Source organism: Streptomyces sp. NPDC012769 (assembly GCF_042901205.1).
Lineage (GTDB): Bacteria > Actinomycetota > Actinomycetes > Streptomycetales > Streptomycetaceae > Streptomyces.
This window is the reverse complement of record NZ_JBIBCP010000002.1, coordinates 1,055,379-1,072,756: the sequence shown is the minus strand read 5'-3', so window position 1 is coordinate 1,072,756 and position 17,378 is coordinate 1,055,379. Positions and strand designations below refer to the sequence as shown.

Below are 17,378 nucleotides of genomic sequence, written 5' to 3'. Positions count from 1 at the left end.
CAATTCTCTCAGACGGCCAGGAACGTCCGTCGTCCGTATCACTGGCTGATACGGGCCACTCTGGCGTCTTGTCGCCACTCCTGACCGTTAGCGTTCAGTCCGTCACTCAGCGGGAAGAACGGCTGTACGAATCCGGGAAACGGAATCGTGGGAAGCGAGGGGGCGGCAGTGACCGAGCCGCGCGAGGACGACGGGATGCCGGAGGGCCTGACCGGGCCGGAGCGGGAGATGTGGACGGCGTTCCGGGTCGGCAACAGCTGCGATCTGCGGCAGGGGGTGCCGGAGTGGGACGATCCGTTCGCGGTGGGCGTTCCGTGGGGAGAGGAGCGCAGCGTGCGGGCCGAGATCGTGGCCCTGCTGCTGCTCGACGGGCCGCCGGCGCTGGCCGGGCGCGTCGCCGCGCTGAAGCTGCGCGGGGCGCGGATCACGGGCGTGCTCAATCTGGCGGGCGGCACGATAGGGCCGTACGTGGAGCTGAACGGCTGCCGCTTCGACGGCGAGGTGGTGCTGCCCGAGGCCCGTTTCGGCACGCTGCGGATGGTCGAGTGCCTGATCCCCCGGCTCGAGGCGGCGAGGCTGCACACGGAGGGCGACCTCCACCTCCCCCGCTGCCGGGTCGAGCGGGGCATCCGGCTGACCGACGCCCAGATAGGCACCGATCTGCTGATCAACCAGATCCGGGTGTGGCCCGACCGGCGGGGCCGGGCGATCACGGCCGACGGTCTGGCGGTCGCCCAGGACCTCCAGGCCGAGCTGATCGAGACCTACGGGGAGGTGAGCCTGCGCGGGGCGAAGGTCGGCGTGTCGCTCAGCCTGCGCGGCAGCGTGCTCCGCGGCGCGCAGCAGCGCCGCGCGCTGAACGCGCCGCAGCTGACCGTGGAGCGCACCCTCTATCTGAACGCGGCGTGGGTGTACGACACCTCGGGCCACACGACGGCCACCCCGCCGTACGGGGTGACGCCGGCCCAGGGCGCCCGGCGCAAGCCGGTGGAGTGCCATGGCGGGGTGCGGCTGGACGACGGCCGCTTCGGCGACTCGGTCGACCTGCAGTACGCCCGGTTCCTGCTGGACGGCTCGCGCCGCGAGGAGGTGTCGCTGCGCCGGATCGTCACACCGGAGCTGCGGTTCAACGGGGAGCGCCCCGAGGAGGGCCGGGTGGTGCTCAACGGGGCGAAGGTCGTGACGCTGATCGACCTGTCCACCAGCTGGCCGGGCCCGGGCGGGCTCGCGATGAACGGCTTCATCTACGAGACCCTCGTCCCCTACGGCCACTTCCCGCTGGCCCGGCGCCTGGAGTGGGTGGCGGCGGCCACGCCCGAGTACGCGCCGGAGCCGTACGAGCGGCTGGCCGCGGTGCTGCGCAGCAGCGGGGAGGACGCCGATGCGCGCGAGGTGCTGCTCGCCAAGCAGCGGCGGCGCCGGGAGACGCTGCCGCTGGCGGGGAAGCTGTGGGGCTACGTCCAGGACCTCGCCGTGGCCTACGGCTATCGGCCGGGCCGGGCGGCCCTGTGGATGGCGATCCTGTGGGCGGCGGGCGCGGTGGCGTTCTCCCGCAGCGAGCCGGAGCCGCTGAAACCGGGCGAGACACCGGAGTGGAACGCGACGCTGTACGCGCTCGATCTGCTGCTTCCGGTGATCGACCTCGGCCAGGTCGGCCACTGGCGGCTGCAGGGCTTCTGGCAGTGGGCGTCGACCGCGCTGATCCTCCTGGGCTGGGTGCTGGCCACGACGGTGGCGGCGGGGGCCTCGCGTCTGCTGAGACGCGGGTGACACTGGACGGGGGTCGCATTCGGCACGGTCTCACCCCTTTCTTTACGCTGTCTTGACCCCCGTCAGCACAACCTTCCGGCCGCCACCAAAGCTTCACAGCCCCCCACTGGCGCAGCCCTCACCTGCGGTTTTCAATGTTTCGCACGATGTCACTGCTCCGCGCCCTGATCGGCACCGCCCGTATGGTCCGGCACAGCCCGGGACTCTCCGCCGCGCTGCCGCCGGACGACGACGTGCTGCTCGACGCGCCGGACGCGCGCCTCGCGCCGGCCCTGGTCGCCGCCGCGCTCGGCGACCCCGGGCCGGCCGCCAAGCTCCTCGCCACCACCCGGGACGCCGCCGAGTGGGAGGACCGGGACCGCTATGTGACCCGGCTGAGCGCCTTCGCGTACCGCAGGGACGACTGGCTCGGCCACTGGCTCGCGGTGACCCCGCACGACCCGGACGCCCTGCTCGTCAAGGCGCAGCTGGCGGTCCGCAGGGCGTGGGAGTCGCCGGCCAGGGCCGAGCGGCTGCGCGAGCTCGGGCCGCTGATCGAGGCGGCGGCCGAGGCGGCACCGCGCGATCCGGTGCCGTGGCGGCTCGCCCTGGACCACGCGCGGGGCACGCACGCCGGGCACACCGCCTTCGAGGCCCTGTGGGAGCAGGCCGTGCGGCGCGCCCCGAACCACTACGGCAGCCACGTGGCCGCCCTCAAGTACCTGTCGGCGCAGTGGTACGGCTCGCACCGGGAGTGCTTCGACTTCGCCGAGCAGGCCGCCGAGGACGCGCTGCCGGGCTCGCTCGTGCAGGCGCTGCCGGTGCGGGCGGCCTTCTCGCAGCTGCTGTCCGGGCCCGTTCCCGGCCAGGGGGTGGGCGACGACCGGATCGACGCGGCGGCGGACCGGGCGCTCGCCCTGTCCGCCGAGTACCCGGCCGGCGACCTGTGGCCGGCGGAGGTGCGCAACCTGCTGGTCCACGTCCTGGTGGAGCGGGGCCGCGGGCACGACGCCCTCGCCGAGTTCACGCGGATCGGCCCGCAGGCGACGTCGTTCCCGTGGACGCTGGTGGCCGAGGACCCGCTGCGCGCCTTCCTGGACGCGCGCGCCGCCGCCGTACGCGAGGTGGCCCGCCGGACCCCGCTGCGGGCCAGGGGGCGTCTTGTCGATCAGGCCGGATCAGGGAGCGGCGTCTGGCGCCGTGGATCGCAAGGCGGAGGAGGGAGTCCATGCGGTGGGGGCACCTCCCAGGCGAAGCTCTGGGGGACATCGGCGACCGACGACACCGCGGCGAGCGTGCGTGCGCATGGGGGCACCTCCCAGGCGAAGCTCCGGGGGAGTCGCGAGCCCGGCAAGATCGGCGAGACACCCCCTAGGCCCGGAACTGGCGACGGAGGCCGGCCCGGCGGCCATTAGGCTTGACCGCTGTGACCACCGCCCGTCTGCCTCTCTTCCCGCTCAACACGGTGCTGTTCCCGGGCCTCGTGCTGCCCCTGAACGTCTTCGAGGAGCGTTATCGCGCCATGATGCGCGCGCTGCTCGCGACGGACGAGTCCGAGCCGCGGCGCTTCGCCGTCGTGGCGATCCGCGACGGCCGTGAGGTCGCCCCGACGGCACCGGGTCTGCCGGACCAGACGGCCCTGCCGGAGAAGGGCCCCGCGGCCGGCTTCGGCCCGGACCCGATCCAGGCCTTCCACCGGGTCGGCTGTATCGCCGACGCCGCCTCGATCCGGGAGCGCGCGAACGGAGGCTTCGAGGTGATGGCCACCGGCACGACCCGGGTGAAGCTGCTCTCCGTCGACGCGAGCGGCCCGTTCCTCACCGCCGAGGTCGAGGAGATCCCCGAGGAGCAGGGCGACGAGGCGGGCACCCTCGCCGAGGGCGTGCTGCGCGCCTTCCGCGCGTACCAGAAGCGGCTGGCGGGCGCCCGGGAACGTTCCCTCACCACCAGCGAGCTGCCGGACGACCCCTCCGTCGTGTCGTACCTGGTCGCCGCCGCCGCGGTGCTCGACACCCCGGCCAAGCAGCGGCTGCTCCAGGCACCGGACACGGCGACGCGGCTGCGCGAGGAACTGACCCTGCTGCGCTCCGAGACGGCGGTCCTGCGTCATCTGCCGTCGCTCCCGGCCGTGGAGCTGACCCGCGCCCCGACCAGCCCGAACTGACACTCCCCCGAGGAAACCGTGGCGAAGAAGCAGAAGAAGCCCACCGGCGGCACCCCGGCGACCGTCGCCCTGACCACCGCCGGCACGCCCTACACCCTGCACGCCTACGACCACGACCCGGCGACGCCCTCCTACGGCGAGGAGGCTGCCGAGGCGCTCGGCGTGTCTCCCGACCGGGTGTTCAAGACGCTGGTGGCGGACGTGGACGGCGAGCTGACGGTGGCGGTGGTCCCGGTCGCGGGCCAGCTCGACCTCAAGGCGCTGGCCTCCGCCGTCGGCGGCAAGAAGGCGGCCATGGCCGACCCCGCGGCCGCGGAACGGACCACCGGCTACGTCCGCGGCGGCATCTCGCCCCTGGGCCAGCGCAAGCGCCTGCGTACGGTCCTGGACTCCTCGGCCGCCACGCACCCGACGATCTGCATCTCGGCGGGCCGCCGGGGCCTGGAGGTGGAACTGGCCCCCCAGGACCTGGCGACCCTCACGAACGCGGTCATGGCCCCGATCGGCCGGGGCTAGGGAGAAGGAGCGGTCAGCGGGTCCTGCGGTCAGACCTGCGTGCTCGGCATCGGCGGCCACGGCCCGTCCTCGGGCTCCGGGTCGCGCGGTCCGAAGACGGCCGTCAGGGCGAGGTGCACGATCATCGCGGCGACCGGCCACGCCAGCACCGCCGCGGCCGCCATCTTCAGGTCCAGCGGCGCCTCGAAGAAGACGTTGGGCCCGACGGCCTTGGCGTGGGCGACCACATCGCGTTCGGGCCCGAGCCAGGCGCCGGTCCCCCAGCCGAGCAGCGAGCCGAGCACGCCGCCCAGCGCGAGCCCGATGACGAGGGCGATGCCGCCGTGGCGGTGGATCAGGAAGACCAGGGCCGCGGCCAGCGCCCCGAAGCCGAGGCCGAGCAGGACGAACGTTCCGTCCATGCCGATGGCCGCCTCGCCCTCGCCCTCGCGCAGGAAGACCGCCTTGCCGTCGGAGACGAGGACGACCCTCGGCGCGAGCCACAGCCACAGCAGTCCGAGCAGGGCTCCGGCCACCGCGGAGACGACGGTCACGACGGCGGCCTGCCGCAGCTCGGTGGCCGTGCTGGGGGCGCCGTCCGGGTCGGGCAGCGCCGAGTGGGGCGCGGGCCAGGCGGAGTCGTGCGGCGGTGGCTGGTGCGGCGGAGTCAGAGGTGCGGTCACCACGCCATCGTGCCAGGTGCGGCTGTGCGCCGCCTCAGCGGACCGACCCGGCCCTCCGGCGCACCGTCAGCGAACCGCCGCCCTGCGATACGCCCACGTCGCCACCGCCAGCGAGACGACCCCCACCGCCCCGCACACCGCGAGGTCGAGGCAGACCGCCGCCCAGTCCGGGCGGGTGTCGAAGGTACGGGCCAGGGCCTCGACCCCGTAGGTGGACGGCAGCAGGTCCCGGGCCCAGCCGATCGGGCCGGGCAGTCGCTCGGCGGGGAGCACGCCGAGCAGCAGCGCCGCCGACATGCCGAGCTGGCCGAGGAGGGTGGCGATCTCCTGCCGCGGGGCGAGCAGGCCGAGAGCCGCGCCGAGCCCGGCGAGCGCCGCCCCGGCGAGCGGCACGACGGCGGCGAGGATCCACAGGTGTCCGAGCGGCAGCCCGAAGAGCACCGATCCGATCACGGCGGTGACCACGGTGCCGGGCACGGTGAAGGAGGCGTACGCCCCGGCCGCTCCCAGCACCACGGCCGCCGGCGGCACGGGCAGGGTGGCGTAGTGGTCGAGTCCGCCGCCGGCCCGCAGCTGCCCGAAGTACTGGGCGAGCAGGTTGAGCGCGACGAAGGCGACGACGAGGACGGAGGAGCCGGCGACGACGGCCCGCGCCTCCGCGCCGCCGTCGACGACCCCCCGCATCAGGACCATGATCCCGACGGACTGGAAGGTGGCGACGAAGAGCAGCGGGATGCGGGAGACCCGGGCGCGGGAGAGCTGGGCGCGGTACACCGCGGCGAGCGCCGGCAGCAGCCGGGCGCGCGGGGCGAGGGGCGCGGCGCCGTCCGCGGCCTGGTCCGAGACCAGGTCACCGGCGACGGCGGCCCCCGGGGCCTCGGCGGGCAGGGTGCTCAACTCGTCCAGCTCCTGACGTTCGACAGGTGGGTCACGCCTTCACCAGTCCCCGGGTCTCGCCGCCGAGCGCCAGGTAGACGTCCTCCAGGCTCGGTGTCGCCAGGGTGAAGTCGTCGAGGGCAGCGAACGCCGCGCCTCCCGTCACCGCCGCGACGGCCGCCCGTGCCTCGTCGGGGGCGAGCCTCAGCACCCAGCGGCGGCCGGACTCCTGCGCGGAGGGGCGCAGTGCGGCGACCTCGGGGACGTCGAGGGGGGCGCGCTCGCGCCAGACCAGGTCGACCCGTACTTCTCCGGCGACGCGTTCCTTGAGCCCCGCGGGGGTGTCGCAGGCTATGACGCGGCCGCGGTCGAGGACGGCGACCCGGTCGAGGACGGTCTCGGCCTCGATGACGTTGTGGGTGACGAGCAGCACGGTGGTGCCGTGCTCGGCGCGGCGCCGGTCCACGGCGGCCCACACGGCCCGGCGGGCGACGGGGTCCATGCCGGTGGTGGGTTCGTCGAGGACCAGGAGGGGCCGTTCGCCGACGAGGGCGGCGGCGACGCAGGCGAGCCGCCGCTGACCGCCGGAGAGCTTCTTCAGGGGCCGTGCGGCGATGTCGGTGAGACCGAGTTCGTCGAGGACGGCGTCGCGGGTGGCGCGGGCCTCGCGGGCGCCGAGCCCGCGCAGCCGGCCGGTGGTCTCGGCGGCGAGGGAGACGGTCAGCTCGTCGAGGGCGGTGGATTCCTGCCCGAGGTAGGCGAGGAGCCGGGAGGCGCGCTCGGGGTGGCGCACCACGTCGTGGCCGAGGAGGCGGACGGTGCCGGAGTCGGGTCGCATGAGTCCGGTGAGCTGGCGGACGAGGGTGGACTTGCCGGCGCCGTTGGGGCCGAGCAGGCCGAAGATCTCGCCGCCGCGCACATCGAGGCTGATCCCGTCGGTGGCCCGGACCTCGGGGGTCGCGGGTGCTCCGCGTCTGCCGCGTGTGGCGGGGTACGTCTTGACCAGGTCCCGCACCACGCACACCGTACTCACGAGGGATGAGCCTACGGGGTGCCCCGGCTCTCCTCGGGCGCGGGGGCGGGTTGGACGGCGGCGTGGACGTCGATCTCGCGCCAGAATCCGGCGCGGATCGCGTAGCGGTCGTGCTCGTCGATCTGGTCGTCCTTGTGGGCGAGCAGGCCGAAGCGGGCGGCGTAGCGGAGGAGTTCGCCGTCGATGCGGTGGGGGATGCGCGGGTACATGGTGGCGAGCTTGGGGACGTGTCCGGGTTCGGGGAGGCGGTCGAGCCAGCGGCGGGCGAAGACCTGGCCGACTTCGTAGGGGTCGCCGCCGACGGTGGTGATGTCCTCCTCGCGGTCGGCCCAGCGCTGTTCCGCGCTGGTGAGCTGGGCGAGGGTGGGGAGGGAGGCGGTCTCGGCGGGTTCGCCGAGGGCGGCCGGCGGCCGGTCGATCCAGCCCTTGTCGGAGGACCAGCGCAGGGTGGCGGCCGGGGTGTGCGGATGGGTGGCGGGGGCGGCCGGGCCGCGCAGGGCGGCGAGGTCCTTGGGGGTGGGGACGTTCCTGGAGCTCGCGGGGGCGGAGGCGCTCGTGTCGTCGGCCGGTTCGGCGGAGCCGGGCGCGGCTGCCGGGGCGGCGGTGGCGGCCGTGTCCCGCCGGGAGTCGCCGTGGAGGTTGTCGCGGAGGTTGTCGTGGCCGCCGCTGTGGCTCCCGTTGTGGGCGCTGTTGTGGGCGGCGGCCGCGGCGGCTCGTTCCGCGGAGGCGGCGAGTGCGGACTCGGGCAGGGGCGCGGAGAGGATCGCGGCGATCTCGGGGCGGGGCGCGGGCGGCGGGGCGCACAGGCCGGTGAGGTCCTTGGCGCGGACGGCCCGGGTGATCCAGGTCCGGTCGAGGACGCGGCGCTCGTCGGCCTCGGCGACGAGGTCCTCGGACTGGTTGTAGTCGCCGTCGGCGGCCTGGACGGCCCAGAGGTGGACGGCGACGCCGTGTTCCTTGGCGGACATGAGGCCGGGCAGCAGATCGCCGTCGCCGGTGACGAGGACGATGTCGGAGCAGGCGCGGTTTCTGGCCAGTTCGGTGAGTTCGGTGTGCATGGCGGCGTCGACGCCCTTCTGGGCCCAGCGTCCGTCGCTACGGGTCAGGGCGCCGAGCCGGACGGTGACCCGGGGCATGACGCGCAGGCGGCGGTGTTCGGGCTGGGGCACCCGGTCGGGGGCGCCGTCGAACCAGTAGATCCGCAGGAGGGGCTGCTGGGTGTCGGCCTCGGCGCGTTCGCGCAGCTGCTGGATGAGCGCGGCGTGGTCGACGGTGATCCGTGAGCGGGCCGGCTCCCCGGCGAGGAGGCTGGCGGCGGCGCCCAGCAGATAGCCGGCGTCCACCAGGACGACGCATCGGTCCACGTGTTCCACCCTCTTTCGGGAACCTCTTCGAGAACCTCTTCGGGAACCTCGGGATCGGAACTGCTCCGGGTTCCCCCGAGTCTGCCCGACCTGGGTGGGCTTGACGTCCGGAACTGGATCATCGGCGTGGCGGATCTCACGCCCGGGCGGCACTCACCGTCCGTAATGATCCAAAATGCGGCGCTTCCTGCCGTGTGTGAGTCTGGCAGCGGCCCTGGCCCCCAGACCCCCACGAGGAGGCATCATCACCATGGCCAAGAACCGTAAGCAGGACCGCAGTCAGCGCGCGTCGGCGGCCGAGCGCGGCCAGCAGGACGCCCGGTCGACCGCGATGGAGTCCCAGGCCGAGCAGCGCGCCACCCAGGTGACCCCGGGCGACATGGCACGCAAGGGCCGTCAGAAGCGCTTCGGCCACAACTGACGCACCCACGGCAAAGGGGCGCGCCCGTGACGACGGGCGCGCCCCTTGCGCGTGCGGCGGCCCGGCGGCCGCCGGACCGCCGGACCGGGTCAGCCGGCCAGGCAGGAGGGGCCGAGGAGGACCTTCAGGTCGCCGAAGAGGGCGGGGTCGGGCTGGACCCGGTGCCGGTCGAGCCGGAGCACGGTGGTCGAGCGGGGTCCCTGGAGCTTGATGCGGACCTCGGTGTTGCCCTTGTGGTGCTGGAGGATCTCGCCGAGCCGGCTGATCATCGGCGGGGTCACCTTGACCGTGGGGATGGTGAGGATGACCGGCGCGTTGGTGCCCGCATTGGACAGGTCGGGGACCATCAGCTCCATGGCGACGAGCCGGGGGATGTCCTCGCGCTTGTCGAGGCGGCCCTTGACGAAGACGACGGCGTCCTCGACGAGCTGGGTGGAGACCAGCTGGTAGGTGGCCGGGAAGAACATGCACTCGATGGAGCCGGCCAGGTCCTCGACGGTGGCGATGGCCCAGGCGTTGCCCTGCTTGGTCATCTTCCGCTGGAGGCCGGAGATGATGCCGCCGATGGTGACGACGGCGCCGTCGGCGTGTTCGCCGCCGGTGAGCTGGGAGATGCCGGCGTCGGTCTTGTCGGACAGGACGTGTTCGAGGCCGAAGAGCGGGTGGTCGGAGACGTAGAGGCCGAGCATCTCGCGCTCCTGGGCGAGCAGGTAGGACTTCTCCCACTCGACGTCGGAGAACTCCACGTCGAGGCCGAAGCCCGGCTCGCTGCTGTCCTCGTCGCCCATGCCGCCGAAGAGGTCGAACTGTCCCTCGGCCTCCTTGCGCTTGACCGCGACCACGGTGTCGATCATGGGCTCGTGCTGGGCGACGAGGCCCTTGCGGGTGTGGCCCATGGTGTCGAAGGCACCGGCCTTGATCAGCGACTCGACGGTCCGCTTGTTGCAGACGACCGCCTCGACCTTGTCGAGGAAGTCGGGGAAGGAGCTGTACTTGCCCTTGCCCTTGCGGGTCTTGATGATCGACTCGACGACGTTGGCGCCGACGTTGCGGACGGCGGTGAGGCCGAAGAGGATCACGTCGTCGCCCTGGGCGGCGAAGTTCGCCTCGGACTCGTTGACGTTCGGCGGGAGCACCTTGATGCCCATGCGGCGGCACTCGTTCAGATAGACGGCGGACTTGTCCTTGTCGTCCTTGACCGAGGTGAGCAGCGCCGCCATGTACTCGGCGGGGTGGTTGGCCTTGAGGTACGCGGTCCAGTAGGAGACGAGACCGTACGCGGCGGAGTGGGCCTTGTTGAAGGCGTAGCCGGCGAAGGGGACCAGCACGTCCCACAGGGCCTTGATGGCCTCGTCGCTGAAGCCCTTCTTCTTGGCGCCGGCCTCGAAGATGACGAAGTTCTTCGCCAGCTCCTCGGGCTTCTTCTTGCCCATGACGCGGCGGAGGATGTCGGCCTCGCCGAGCGAGTAGCCGGCGATGATCTGGGCGGCCTTCTGCACCTGCTCCTGGTAGACGATCAGGCCGTAGGTGACGTCCAGGACCTCCTTGAGCGGCTCCTCCAGCTCGGGGTGGATCGGGGTGATCTCCTGCTGGCCGTTCTTGCGCAGCGCGTAGTTCGTGTGCGAGTTCATGCCCATCGGGCCCGGGCGGTAGAGCGCGGACACGGCGGAGATGTCTTCGAAGTTGTCCGGCTTCATCAGCCGCAGCAGGGACCGCATGGGGCCGCCGTCGAACTGGAACACGCCGAGGGTGTCGCCGCGCTGGAGCAGTTCGAAGGTCGTGGGGTCGTCGAGCGGGAGGGCGAGGAGATCGATGTCGATCCCCTTGTTGGACTTCACCATCTTGACGGCGTCGTCCATGATCGTCAGGTTGCGCAGGCCGAGGAAGTCCATCTTGAGCAGGCCGAGCGACTCGCAGCTCGGGTAGTCCCACTGCGTGATGGTCACGCCGTCGGTGTGCCTCACCCAGACGGGTACGTGCTCGGTGATGGTCTCGCTGGACATGATCACGCCGGCGGCGTGCACGCCCATCTGCCGGACCAGGCCCTCGACGCCCTTGGCGGTGTCGATGACCTTCTTGACGTCCGGCTCGTTCTCGTACATCGCGCGCACCTCGCCCGCCTCGCTGTAGCGCGGGTGCGAGGGGTTGGTGATGCCGTCGAGGTCGATGCCCTTGCCGAGGACGTCCGCGGGCATGGCCTTGGTGATCCGGTCGCCCATCGCGTACGGGTAGCCGAGGACGCGGGCGGAGTCCTTGATCGCGTTCTTGGCCTTGATCTTTCCGTACGTGCCGATCATGGCGACCTTGTCGGCGCCGTACTTCTCGGTCACGTACCGGATCACCTCGACGCGCCGACGCTCGTCGAAGTCGATGTCGACATCGGGCATGGAGATGCGCTCGGGGTTGAGGAAGCGCTCGAAGATCAGGCCGTGCGGGATGGGGTCGAGGTCGGTGATGCCCATGGCGTACGCGACGATCGAGCCGGCCGCGGAACCTCGGCCGGGGCCCACGGCGATGCCCTGCTTCTTCGCCCACATGATGAAGTCGGCGACGACGAGGAAGTAGCCCGGGAAGCCCATCGAGATGATGGTGTCCATCTCGTACTCGACCTGCTTCATGCGGTCCTCGGGGATCCCGTTCGGGAACCGCCGGTGCATGCCCCGCATGGTCTCCTCGCGGAACCAGGTGACCTCGGTGTAGCCCTCGGGGATGTCGAACTTCGGCATGAGGTTCTTGGCCTCGAACATGCCGTCGGTGGTGACCTGCTCGGCGACCAGGAGGGTGTTGCGGCAGCCCTCCTGCCAGGCGTCCGAGGAGTCGATGGCGTACATCTCGTCCGTGGACTTCAGGTAGTAGCCGGTGCCGTCGAACTTGAAGCGGTCGGGGTCCGAGAGGTTCTTGCCGGTCTGGATGCACAGCAGGGCGTCGTGGGCGGTGGCCTCGTGCGCGTAGGTGTAGTGCGAGTCGTTGGTGACCAGCGGCGGGATGCCGAGCTTCTTGCCGATCTCCAGGAGCCCGTCGCGGACCCGGCGCTCGATCTCGATGCCGTGGTCCATCAGCTCCAGGAAGTAGCGGTCCTTGCCGAAGATGTCCTGGTACTCGGAGGCGGACTTCAGGGCCTCGTCGAACTGGCCGAGCCGCAGCCGGGTCTGGAGCTCGCCGGAGGGGCAGCCGGTGGAGGCGATCAGCCCCTCCGACCACTGGGAGATCGTCTCCTTGTCCATACGCGGCCACTTCTGCAGCCAGCCCTCGGCGTAGGCGTCGGAGGAGAGCCGGAAGAGGTTGTGCAGGCCGGTGACGTTCGCCGCCCAGATCGTCTTGTGGGTGTAACCACCCGAACCGGAGACGTCGTCCCTCTTCTGGTGCGGCTGGCCCCACTGGATCTTCCGCTTGTTGCGCCGGGACTCCGGGGCGACATAGGCCTCGATGCCGATGATCGGCGTCACGCCGGCCTTCTTGGCGGAGTGGAAGAAGTCGTAGGCCCCGTGGAGGTTGCCGTGGTCCGACATGGCGATGTGGGTCATGCCCATCTCGTTGCACGCGTCGAACATGTCCTTGAGCCGCGCGGCACCGTCCAGCAGGGAGTACTGGGTGTGGACGTGGAGGTGCGTGAAGGGCGGCTTGGTCACGGGGGATGCCTCCGGCTGAATATCTGGGGGGTCAGCGTGGAAGTCTACGTCGCCCGACTGACAGTGGGCGGGCACTCGCGGGTACGGTCGGCCGTTGGGAGACAGGGAACACCTGTCCCATTTGTCATGCACCTATTTTGAGCCACGGCTCGCCCGCATCCCGCACCAGGAGGCACCTTCGATGTCGGTCCCCCAGCCCACCGCCGACGAGCGCGGTGAGCAGATCCTCGCCGTCTTCGACACCGCCTTCGGCGAGCTGCTCGCCGCCGACCCGGCCGCCTTCAAGGTCAAGTTCCGGAAGATGGCCGGATCCGCCTTCGCCTTCTACCGGGGCACGGCCTGTCTGTTCTACAAGGACCTGGAGCACGAGGCGCACGGCGGGCCGTATCTGGACGAGCGGACCGGCCGGGTGTGGATCCACGGCGATCTGCACGCCGAGAACTTCGGCACCTACATGGACGCCACCGGCCGGCTGATCTTCAACGTCAACGACTTCGACGAGGCCTATGTCGGCCCCTTCACCTGGGACCTCAAGCGGCTGTCCGCCTCCCTGGCGCTGATCGGCTACACCAAGGCGCTCAGCGACGAGCAGATCACCCAGCTGGTCCGGATCTACGCCGCCTCCTACCGGGAGCGGATCCACGCCCTGGCGACCGGCGCGAAGAACGACGAGCTGCCGCCGTTCACGCTGGACACGGCCGAGGGCGCGCTGCTCGGCGCGCTGCGCGAGGCCCGTTCGCTGACCCGGTTCGGGCTGCTCGACTCGATGACGGAGATCCGCGATTACGAGCGCCGCTTCTCGGCGGGCGGCGGCTCGATCGAGCTGGACGCGGCCACCCGCTACAAGGTGCTCGACGCCTTCGACGGCTATCTGGAGACGCTGCCGGAGTCGAGCCTGGCCCGCCCGGACTCGTACCGGGTCAAGGACGTCGTCGGCCGGCGCGGCATCGGCATCGGCTCGGCCGGCCTGCCCTCGTACAACATCCTCCTGGAGGGCAACAGCGACGCCCTGGAGAACGACGTCGTCATCTACCTGAAGCAGGCGCAGACACCGGCGGTTTCGCGCCATGTGACGGACGCGGCGGTACGGGGCTACTTCCACCACGAGGGGCACCGCACGGTGATCTCGCAGCGGGCGCTCCAGGCGCACGCCGACCCGTGGCTGGGCTGGACCGAGCTGGACGGCGCGGGGCAGCTGGTCGCGGAGGTCTCGCCGTACGCGGTGGACCTGGACTGGTCGGACATCGACGACCCGCGGGACATCGCGGCCACGGTCGCCGACCTGGGCCGGGCGACGGCGACGATGCACGCGGCGGCGGACGACTCCAGCGGGCACTCGCTGGTGCCGTTCTCCACGGAGCGGGCCATCGACGCGGCGATCGCGGCGGACTCCGACGACGGCGAGGGCTTCGCGGAGCTCCTGGTGGACTTCGCGCACTCCTACGGCGCTCGCGCGCGTGCCGACCACCAGATCTTCGTGGACCTGTTCCGCAACGGCCGGATCCCGGGGCTCTGAGGTGCCTGTGAGGCGCCCGGGGCGCCTCACAGGCCGCCCTTAGGGACGTCTTACGGGCGGGCATGGCACACTTCCACGGCGATGGACATGGCAGGAATCCAGCTGAGAGCCCTCCGGGCGGCGTTCTTCACGGCATTGGTCGTGACGCTGTCCGTGGCCTCGCACGTCCTGCTCTCCGGCGTGCCGCTGCCGCTCGCGACGGTCGTCCCGGTCGCGGCGGCCGTCTTCGCCGTGGCGTACGCGCTGGCCGGCCGCGAGCGCGGCTTCGGCCCGATCGCCGGGCTGCTCGTGCCGTTGCAGCTGGCCGCCGACACGTTCTTCACCAGCGGGCAGGTGGCCTGTTACGGCCCCGCCGGCGGACCGGTCGCCGGTTCGCTGCGCACGGTGGGCCTGGACATGGACGCGCTGTGCGGCGGTGCCGTCGGCGCTCCGCTGCCGGGCGTGGCGGCGGCCGGGAGCGGCACCGCGGCCTCCCTGCTGACCTCGCCCGATCCCGTCGTGCCCTGGCTGCTGCTCGCCGCCCATGTGGCGGTCGGGCTCTCGGCGGCCTCCTGGCTGCGCGGCGGGGAGCGGGCGCTGGCCCGGCTGCTGCGGGCGGCCGTCGCCTTCGCGTTCCGGCCGCTGCTGCTCGTGGCGGCCTTCTTCCGCGCCTCGGGCACCGCGACCCCGGGTGCCGGGCAGGTCGCCGACCGGCCGCGCCGGTCGCGCACCCGGCTGCTCGTGCACTCCGTGGGACGGCGGGGACCTCCGTGGGCCGCGAGCCCGTGGCGTCCGGCTCCGGCCGCGACGCCCGCGCTCGCCCCCACCCTCGCGCTGGTCTGAGCCGGCACCTCCTACGGGCCGGGCCGGACGGCGGTCCCCCTTTTTCTTTCCTCCTCAGTCACGGAGAGCACGACCATGAGCAAGCGCAACAGCCAGGCCAACAAGGCAGCAGCCCGCGAGCGGCTGCGGATCGAGCGGGAGCGGCAGGCCAAGAAGGAGAAGGCCCGCCGCCAGGTGATCGTCGCCGCGACGGCGGTCGGCGTCCTGGCCGTCGCCGGCGGCGTCGGCTTCGCCGTCGTCCAGGCCAACAAGCCGTCCGCGTGGGAGACGGCGGCGGACGCGAAGAGCGTCACGGCCCCGAAGAACACCGAGGGCGAGAACGGCACCACCGTCGTCATCGGCAAGCCGGAGGCCAAGAAGACCCTGGAGCTGTACGAGGACTCGCGCTGCCCGGTGTGCGCGACCTTCGAGCAGAACGTGGGCGCCACGGTCGACAAGGACGTCACCGACGGCAAGTACAAGCTCAAGTACGTGGGCGCGACCTTCATCGACAACGTCGACGCGGGCGAGGGCTCGAAGAACGCCCTCTCCGCGCTGGGTGCCGCGCTGAACGTGAGCCCCGAGGCCTTCCTGAAGTACAAGGCGGCGCTGTACTCGACGAAGTTCCACCCGGAGGAGAGCCAGGACAAGTTCGCCAAGGACTCCTACCTCCTGGAGGTGGCGGACTCGGTCCCGGCCCTGAAGGGCAACGCGGAGTTCCGCAAGGACGTGGAGAACGGCACCTTCGACGCCTGGGCGCTGAAGATGTCGAAGGCCTTCGACGCCAGCGGGGTCGGGGCCACGCCGACCCTGAAGATGGACGGGAAGAAGCTGACCGCCGAGGGCAGCGACAACCCGCCGCTGACGGTGGACGAGTTCAACACGGCCATGACGAAGGCCCTGAAGGGCTGATCAGCGCGCGCCGACCGTGGGCCGGCCGGGCCCGAAGCCGGCCGGCCCGGGGCAGGGCGCGAAGCCCGGGTCAGGGCGCGAAGCCCGGGTCAGGGCGCGAAGGAGAGCAGCCGCGGGGAGGGCCGGTCGTCGTCGCCGCCCACCATCGAGGGGGCGAGGAGGAACCGGTCCCTCACATACGCCGTCTTCCCGGCGAGGGCGTCGTACTCCTGCTTCCGCGGCGCGTCCGGGTGCTTCAGCAGGAGCACGGCCTTCTCCGCTCCGGGGCCGATCCGCCGGACCAGACCGGGCCGGCTGGGGGTGGCCGCCTCGTAGACGACGACCGCGGGCCCGGCGGCGAGCAGCGGATACAGGCGGCGCCCGGTGTTCTCCTGAACGCCCCAACGGAGCTTGCCGGTGGTGAGGTCGTACGCGCCGAGCTTGCCCTCGGTGCCGAGGAAGACGGTGTCCGGTCCGACGGCGGCACCACGGCAGTTCTGCACTCCCTCGCCCGCGTCACCGGCGTCGGCGCAGTGCGTGAAGCCCTTCTCCCGGGGGTCGACGGTGCCGCGCACCCGGCCGTCGGGGTGGAGGGCGACCACCCTCCAGTCCTCGGCGTACGTCACCTTGTCGAGGGTGGTGATCACGACGGGTTCGGTCGAGAGCACCTTGTCGATCTTCCGCCCGCGCGGGGTGTCGTGGCGCCACAGGACCCGGCCGGACACCGGGTCGAGCGACCGGACCCGGCTGTAGCCCTTCTCGGCGGCCCCGAGGGCGCAGGTGTCGACGACCAGGAGCCGCCGGCCGCCGGCCACGTCGTCCGGGTAGCAGCCGCCCGGGTCCTCCTTGGCGATGTCGTAGAGCCTGGTGCCGTCGGCGATCCGGTAGGCGGCGGCCTTCATGTCCTGCACGACGGCGACGGTGTCCCCGCTGATGGCGGTGCGGACGATGATCGTGCTGTCCAGCGCGCCGGTCTGGACGAGTTCCTTGTGCCAGCCCTGGCGTCCCGTGCGCAGGTCGATCATCCGGAGCTGGTCGCACCGGCTGCCCTGCTGGGAGTCGCGGTTGCGGTGGACGATGACGACCCGGCCGTCGGGGGTGGTGTCGACGGGCGTCTCGCAGACGGGGTGGGGCAGGGGAATGCTCCACAGCTCGGCGCCGTCCGCGAGGCGGTAGGCGGTGACCTTCTTGTGGACGGCCTGGACGACGGTGTCGCCGACGATCCAGAGGTCGTGCGCGAGGTGGTTGCCCCGGGGCAGGTCGGTCGGGTCCTGGGCGATCCAGGCCGCCGCCTCTCCCGGCTTCCGGGCCGCCGCGATCTCCGCGGGGGTGGGTATCCGCTCCGCCTCGGGCACCGGGGCGGTGGTCCGTGGCGGGCGGGCGCTCGGGCTCGCGGTGGCGGACGGGCCGGGCTTTGCGTCCGTACGGCGCTGGTCCGCCGCGCGCTCCTTCAGGAGGTACGCGCCGCCGGCCGCGACGAGCAGCAGGGCGATTACGGCGGCGAGCAGGGGGACCGGGCCAGGGCGCCGTCGGCGCGGCGGCGGCGCGCCGGGGCCGTGACCGAAGCCGGGACCGGGTGCGGGGCCGAAGCCAGGACCGGGGGCGTGGCCGAATCCAGGTGCGGGGCCGGGGCCGAATCCGGGTGCGGGGCCGGGGCCCTGGGCCGGCCCGGGGCCTCCCGAGGCGTACGGGTTGTCCGGCGCCGGCCCCTGCTGCGGGCGGTGGTCGTACCAGGGCTGATGGGTCATCGGATGTG

General features: G+C 72.3%; 13 protein-coding genes and 1 pseudogene. 8 read left to right on the top strand and 6 right to left on the bottom strand.

The window, feature by feature from the left end:
• Window positions 1-168: 168 nt before the first annotated feature.
• The 4 genes and pseudogenes from ACFY7C_RS13910 to ybaK all read left to right on the top strand — a co-directional run bounded on the left by ACFY7C_RS13910 (window position 169) and on the right by ybaK (window position 4,429).
• Entirely contained in the window at window positions 169-1,770 is a 1,602-nt protein-coding gene (locus ACFY7C_RS13910; RefSeq protein WP_389648673.1) for an oxidoreductase, read from the top strand.
• Window positions 1,771-1,904: 134 nt separating this feature from the next.
• A pseudogene (locus ACFY7C_RS13905) lies at window positions 1,905-2,933 on the top strand (hypothetical protein); the annotation flags it as partial.
• A 242-nt stretch (window positions 2,934-3,175) separates the two neighbouring features.
• Window positions 3,176-3,913 (top strand): LON peptidase substrate-binding domain-containing protein, encoded by a 738-nt coding sequence (locus tag ACFY7C_RS13900; protein WP_389648671.1) that lies wholly within the window; start codon window positions 3,176-3,178, stop codon window positions 3,911-3,913.
• Window positions 3,914-3,931: 18 nt separating this feature from the next.
• Complete coding sequence (ybaK, locus tag ACFY7C_RS13895) at window positions 3,932-4,429, top strand: Cys-tRNA(Pro) deacylase (RefSeq protein WP_389648668.1); 498 nt, start codon at window positions 3,932-3,934, stop codon at window positions 4,427-4,429.
• 29 nt (window positions 4,430-4,458) lie between these two features.
• On the opposite strand, the gene ACFY7C_RS13890 is transcribed toward ybaK, so the two are convergent.
• From ACFY7C_RS13890 to ACFY7C_RS13875, 4 genes are all read right to left on the bottom strand, one after another.
• Window positions 4,459-5,091 carry a DUF2567 domain-containing protein gene (locus ACFY7C_RS13890; protein ID WP_389648665.1) on the bottom strand — a complete coding sequence of 211 codons (633 nt, stop codon included), beginning with the start codon at window positions 5,089-5,091 and terminating at the stop codon, window positions 4,459-4,461.
• Window positions 5,092-5,157: 66 nt separating this feature from the next.
• Window positions 5,158-5,988: an ABC transporter permease gene (locus ACFY7C_RS13885; protein ID WP_389648663.1), complete on the bottom strand. Its 831-nt coding sequence runs from the start codon at window positions 5,986-5,988 to the stop codon at window positions 5,158-5,160.
• Between the two features lie 31 nt (window positions 5,989-6,019).
• Entirely contained in the window at window positions 6,020-6,991 is a 972-nt protein-coding gene (locus ACFY7C_RS13880; protein ID WP_389649522.1) for an ABC transporter ATP-binding protein, read from the bottom strand.
• Between the two features lie 20 nt (window positions 6,992-7,011).
• The gene (locus ACFY7C_RS13875; RefSeq protein WP_389648660.1) at window positions 7,012-8,373 is read right to left on the bottom strand and encodes an NYN domain-containing protein; all 1,362 of its coding nucleotides are present in this window, start codon (window positions 8,371-8,373) and stop codon (window positions 7,012-7,014) included.
• Between the two features lie 241 nt (window positions 8,374-8,614).
• Between ACFY7C_RS13875 and ACFY7C_RS13870 the strand changes: the two genes are divergently transcribed.
• Window positions 8,615-8,785: a hypothetical protein gene (locus tag ACFY7C_RS13870; protein ID WP_389648657.1), complete on the top strand. Its 171-nt coding sequence runs from the start codon at window positions 8,615-8,617 to the stop codon at window positions 8,783-8,785.
• Between the two features lie 89 nt (window positions 8,786-8,874).
• Here ACFY7C_RS13870 and dnaE read toward each other — a convergent pair whose 3' ends face one another.
• A complete protein-coding gene (dnaE, locus tag ACFY7C_RS13865; RefSeq protein WP_389648655.1) occupies window positions 8,875-12,414 on the bottom strand; it encodes a DNA polymerase III subunit alpha in 3,540 nt (1,179 codons plus the stop codon).
• 181 nt (window positions 12,415-12,595) lie between these two features.
• Here dnaE and ACFY7C_RS13860 point away from each other — a divergent pair, with 181 nt between their 5' ends.
• The 3 genes from ACFY7C_RS13860 to ACFY7C_RS13850 all read left to right on the top strand — a co-directional run bounded on the left by ACFY7C_RS13860 (window position 12,596) and on the right by ACFY7C_RS13850 (window position 15,643).
• On the top strand, window positions 12,596-13,930 hold the full coding sequence (locus ACFY7C_RS13860) for a DUF2252 domain-containing protein (RefSeq protein WP_389648652.1): 1,335 nt from the start codon (window positions 12,596-12,598) through the stop codon (window positions 13,928-13,930).
• An 81-nt stretch (window positions 13,931-14,011) separates the two neighbouring features.
• On the top strand, window positions 14,012-14,752 hold the full coding sequence (locus ACFY7C_RS13855) for a hypothetical protein (RefSeq protein ID WP_389648649.1): 741 nt from the start codon (window positions 14,012-14,014) through the stop codon (window positions 14,750-14,752).
• A gap of 75 nt (window positions 14,753-14,827) precedes the next feature.
• Entirely contained in the window at window positions 14,828-15,643 is an 816-nt protein-coding gene (locus ACFY7C_RS13850; RefSeq protein ID WP_389648646.1) for a thioredoxin domain-containing protein, read from the top strand.
• Between the two features lie 89 nt (window positions 15,644-15,732).
• Here ACFY7C_RS13850 and ACFY7C_RS13845 read toward each other — a convergent pair whose 3' ends face one another.
• Window positions 15,733-17,370 (bottom strand): PQQ-binding-like beta-propeller repeat protein, encoded by a 1,638-nt coding sequence (locus tag ACFY7C_RS13845; RefSeq protein WP_389648643.1) that lies wholly within the window; start codon window positions 17,368-17,370, stop codon window positions 15,733-15,735.
• Window positions 17,371-17,378: the final 8 nt, after the last annotated feature.

Bases quoted from the DNA above. Each gene is read 5' to 3' on its own strand.
- ACFY7C_RS13855 (WP_389648649.1), top strand. From the start codon at position 14,012: ATGGACATGGCAGGAATCCAGCTGAGAGCCCTCCGGGCGGCGTTCTTC.
- ACFY7C_RS13845 (WP_389648643.1), bottom strand. From the start codon at position 17,370: ATGACCCATCAGCCCTGGTACGACCACCGCCCGCAGCAGGGGCCGGCG.
- ACFY7C_RS13870 (WP_389648657.1), top strand. From the start codon at position 8,615: ATGGCCAAGAACCGTAAGCAGGACCGCAGTCAGCGCGCGTCGGCGGCC.
- ACFY7C_RS13860 (WP_389648652.1), top strand. From the start codon at position 12,596: ATGTCGGTCCCCCAGCCCACCGCCGACGAGCGCGGTGAGCAGATCCTC.
- ACFY7C_RS13850 (WP_389648646.1), top strand. From the start codon at position 14,828: ATGAGCAAGCGCAACAGCCAGGCCAACAAGGCAGCAGCCCGCGAGCGG.